We start from the raw sequence: 4,475 nt of genomic DNA, 5'->3' as shown, positions 1-4,475 counted from the left end.
TTATTGAAGTTTCCGCTAACTCGGGCTTGGGCGCAGGCCGAGGAACGAGGCTTGTCGCCCAAGCTAAGTTCTGCTCAGTTCTAAATAATTAACTCAACCAATTTTATTGTGTCTTCTGGTCTTGGATGACCTATAGCCCTTAATAACAACTTCAAACTATCCTCAGTATCTGTTACATCATTAAAGGTATTGACAAGTCTCAATAGAAAATAATAGAGCTCATTTTCTACGTCTACGCCAATACTTTCTATTACCTTATTTTCTTGAACAGCAATAACAAGGAATGCATTTCTTGCAGGCTTGTACTGTACTACGATTTGTGTTGGATATTCAAATACTCCTTTAACCTTTGATTGGTCATATATATTAAATTTATCATTAGCTAAATTTAGTCTACTTTCAATTGACATTATAAACAATTCAGCTAATTCTATTGCCTCTTTAACTTCGGACCTTTGAGGTTTTTCGTAATAATGTTCTAATTTATTTCGTAAAGTTCGGACACGAGAAATTAATCCAGCGGGAGCTAATTTTAGGCATTGAATAAGTCGTAATTTGTAAGGTAAATCAACACCATTTTCATCAGATAAATCAATAATCTTCCCTGCTGCTTTTGGTAAATTTGAATAGTCTATTCCATATGTTTTCAATGTAATATCGATCTGACAATCAATACCTCTTTTAGCATTTGTCAAGGCATTAATCAACCCCCTATCACCAGCTGAGGCATCCTTCAAATCTAACTTTGCGAATCTCAAAAAATCTCTAGAAGAAAAGTCAAATTTATTTTCAACCTTAAGAAGTTCTCCATCTACCTCAATCAGTGTCTGACCTAAATCAATCTTAAGTACTTTGAAAAAATCTAATATATTCATACTTCTTACAGAGCTTTTGTATAGCAATACTACCTACTGGTAATGAATTTGATCTGGATATTAGTTCCGTTTCCTCACAAATTTATGCTTTTTGAATGTTTCTTAATTGAGCAGAACTCCTAGCCTAGACGCAGTAGCCGGAGCTTGCGGAGGCTATTGTCGACTAGGCAAAGATGGGCGCTTTTTATTCATCTTAAACATGAGTACAGATAGTTATGTATCGTTGGGAGAATTAATATATTTGAAATAGTCTTCCTGTGTTAAATTCACTTTAAATATACGTTCAAATTCGTCTTTGTAATATGTATACGCTCCTCTTACAATAACCATAGAAGTAATCAATAGAGCAACAAATACAACAGCATTCCAAAGGACAAGATACCATGTAACCTCTCTTGCTAGAAAACAACTACCGCATATTAGCATGAAAATCAAAAAATTAACCCTATCATTTGGAGGAGAATAACTTGTATTCATTATATCTATAATGTCTTCGTTGTCAACACCGCTCTTAATAATATCTACAAAGTTTTCTTTTCTAGCTTTGTTCTGAGATACGCCTAAATTTACATCATCGCCAATAAGATGATCGATATATGGCGACTCCTTTATGGATTTTCTTTCAGTTTCATTCAAATACTTAACAGCTAAAATATCTGACATAACCTCTGCTAAAAGTAATGAATCATACTTTCTAACTGCCCAATAGTATCTAGCCTCAAACAATATCAAAGCAAAAACGAATAAAGCTACGAAGAAAGAAAGAAGGCTTATTTCTATATTTAAGAAGAAAAAAATAAATGAAAGTATAAAAAGAGTGTTTTTAAAAACAAGTTGCCTTTCAAAAAACAGAGAAATCTCTGACGAATGAAAAAATTCGTGCAATAGTTTAAACCGTGTAAATGGCCTCATACCCTCTGGTGAATCAGGCACAAATACTACAGTACCAAACTCACCCGTAAAGACTTTTGCATTTTTTGGAAATTCTTTCGCTTTATTCCTTTTTACTTCGAAGAAATAAGTATTCTCTTTGATATTATCCTCATACCAGCTTTTAATGGAAGATTTTTTTCTCTCCAAATAATTATCTAGGTTAAACTTTACTGCATTTGCGTTAATATATTCTGATATATCATGTTGAATAAAAGTACAGTCTTTATATTGGCTAATAAAATTATATGATGCTCTAGTATGAAAATATTGAGAGAGATAATAAGGAATTAAGTTGTAATAAAAATTTATCAAAAATCCTAAAAATAGCAATACAAACTTACATAAAATATTGCCTTCAGCAACACATAAAAAGATTGGAAAGTATAGCAAGAAAGGCCAGCGAACTTGTACATCAACTATCCATTGTATAGCTAGTTTTAGATAAACCATTATTCCTCTTTAGACAAAACTTTCTTACATATATTCGATTGTCTATCTCTTCCAAGAGAAGCTAACTCAGACTTATTCTGGATTACTTCCTGACGTAGCTTTTCAATACTATCCTCTAAAGCTTCTACTTTGCTACTATTTTCATCATTTCGTGATTTCCGCACTTCATATATCTGTACCGCTAGAGAAGTGAAACTAATAATTATGGATAGAGTTTCTAAAATAATTTCCGAAGTTGGCAGATCATATCCACCTTGGTTCGATGATAGATCTATTTTTTCATCCTCAGCAGTCGTAAATTCATTCGCAATTAGAATCTGAAACATTGCATCACCAACAATGTCTATTTCTTGAGAACCCACAAATCTAGAGATAGTCTCAGTTCTATCAACTAATTTACCTTTCATTATAACGCCTTTACGTGAAATTTAAATTTCGATTATCACTGGATTCTCTCCATCAGACTTGCGATTTTTTTTAAATGTTTTGGAATCGAATTTATTCACAGCATCCATATACCTCTTATACAGATCGATGAATTTATCTCTTCCTTCTGGGTCATTATTTTCGATCCGGTCTTTTATCATAGACTGAATAAACTCCCTGGATCCTTTCCATTCTTTAAAAACTTCTACAATCCTAAGTCTTTCTGTATCATAAAACTCGAGTATCTCATCTCTTAATGAGAGTAACTCAATCCCCCTATTCTTCAGCTGCTTCGCCACAACGTAGGTATCCATTCCTTTGTGACTTAACTCATAGACTACTTCAGCTAGCCTCGTTACTTGCGCTAAACCGTTTCCAGTGTGACTATTCGTTGGAGTTCTATTATCCATAAAATATTTTTTATGCGACAGCTTTTGTCATCAAATCATACACATTTGCACTATCCTGTTGAAGCCGATTCCGAAAAGCTCTTACATCTTCTAACAGATGATATGAAATGCCAAATACAAGGCATACATGTACTATAAATCTTTGCCATCTGCTGAGTTTGGCAGTAAAACTAACACATTTCGCATAAAACGCTTTGAAATCACTAGAGAGAACAAAATCACTCGTGATTAGGCACTCTTTTCTTTCGATTGATCGGCCTTTTAATGCTAAAGATTCATTTTGTTTAACTCGATATTCATCGATCTTGGAAATTAATTCTTTCTCAGCCTCATCTATTTTTTTAATCTTCTCGTTGGCATTCCATGTATTGAAACCCCACATTGCAAGAAGAGATACAGGAAGGGCAATAGCACCAATAGACATCCAACTCAAACTTCCAATCCCAGTACTACTGACTGCAAGCGATGTACCAGCTGTTGCTGTCAGAGAAGTGCCTGCAGAAACAGCTGTAGCTTGTGCTACTCCAATCGCTACTCCAGCTCCGACGGTTAGGCCAGCAACTGTAATACCTAAAGACTCAGAATACGAAAGTTTACTAACAGCATTGAGATATATCTGCTGCTCCGATAGATTTAGTTCTAGAAGGTTTTTTCGACCTTTCCTGAGAGATTGCTTGAGAAGCTTGATGATTATTTTATCATCTTGACTTTTCTTAAAATAAATTGTTCTTAACCCTTTGATCGTTTGCATAGTTTTTTGCTGACTGTCCACAAAAGATCTGAAATGAGTCACTGCATCATCTCTTAGGGAAGCAAGCTGCTTATGCTCCTTCTTTGCAATCTCAAAAGTTGTGTGATACTGCGCTAGGCGTTTTTCAATTCTTTTTTTTGCACCAAATGATAAAATATTTTGAATATCCACGATAATGACAATTTTGGTTTTAAGTATTGAATGCAAACGATTAAATATAATAGAAAAGTATTAATAAGCCAACTTAAACTAGCTTTCTTAATAATGATTTAACATTGCGCCCATCTCAAGCCTAGGCGACGTGCGTAGCAAAGCGAAGCATGTGCGTCCTAGGCAAAGATGGGCGCAGACTTTTTTTCAACTCCTTTCAAAGATACTCTAGCTTCAATAAGCTTTCACATTCTTTGTTTCACTTCATTCTATTTCTATACAAACCAATTATTAGTTTAAATCAGAAAATAGAATCGTATCTTGATTGCCAGTCTTTTCGTAAAAAATAATCATCCGATTCCTTTGATCTTGATCATAGTGATAGTACTTGATTGTATCAAATTTTTCTTGGGCGTTTTGAGAGTGATAGGAAGCTGCTAGTTTATTTTGAAAATATCGATAGATGCTATCTAACTTTCC

General features: G+C 34.1%; 6 protein-coding genes. All 6 read right to left on the bottom strand.

Going from position 1 to position 4,475, the window contains the following annotated elements:
• Positions 1 to 80 precede the first annotated feature (80 nt).
• A complete protein-coding gene (locus ACRBG0_RS26885) occupies positions 81 to 875 on the bottom strand; it encodes a hypothetical protein (protein ID WP_431489920.1) in 795 nt (264 codons plus the stop codon).
• A gap of 213 nt (positions 876 to 1,088) precedes the next feature.
• Complete coding sequence (locus tag ACRBG0_RS26880) at positions 1,089 to 2,258, bottom strand: hypothetical protein (RefSeq protein ID WP_431489919.1); 1,170 nt, start codon at positions 2,256 to 2,258, stop codon at positions 1,089 to 1,091.
• Positions 2,258 to 2,665, bottom strand: coding sequence for a hypothetical protein (locus ACRBG0_RS26875; protein ID WP_431489918.1), 408 nt, complete (start codon positions 2,663 to 2,665; stop codon positions 2,258 to 2,260). Before ACRBG0_RS26875 ends, ACRBG0_RS26880 begins: the two co-directional genes overlap by 1 nt.
• 21 nt (positions 2,666 to 2,686) lie before the next feature.
• Positions 2,687 to 3,094, bottom strand: coding sequence for a hypothetical protein (locus tag ACRBG0_RS26870; RefSeq protein ID WP_431489917.1), 408 nt, complete (start codon positions 3,092 to 3,094; stop codon positions 2,687 to 2,689).
• A 10-nt stretch (positions 3,095 to 3,104) separates the two neighbouring features.
• Positions 3,105 to 4,016, bottom strand: coding sequence for a hypothetical protein (locus tag ACRBG0_RS26865; protein ID WP_431489916.1), 912 nt, complete (start codon positions 4,014 to 4,016; stop codon positions 3,105 to 3,107).
• Positions 4,017 to 4,286: 270 nt separating this feature from the next.
• Positions 4,287 to 4,475, bottom strand: a 189-nt coding sequence (locus ACRBG0_RS26860) for a hypothetical protein (protein ID WP_431489915.1), incomplete at its 5' end; no start/stop codon positions are given.

Source organism: Lewinella sp. (assembly GCF_050633125.1).
In the GTDB taxonomy this organism is placed as follows: domain Bacteria; phylum Bacteroidota; class Bacteroidia; order Chitinophagales; family Saprospiraceae; genus Lewinella.
This window is presented reverse-complemented; position numbering and strand designations above follow the sequence as displayed.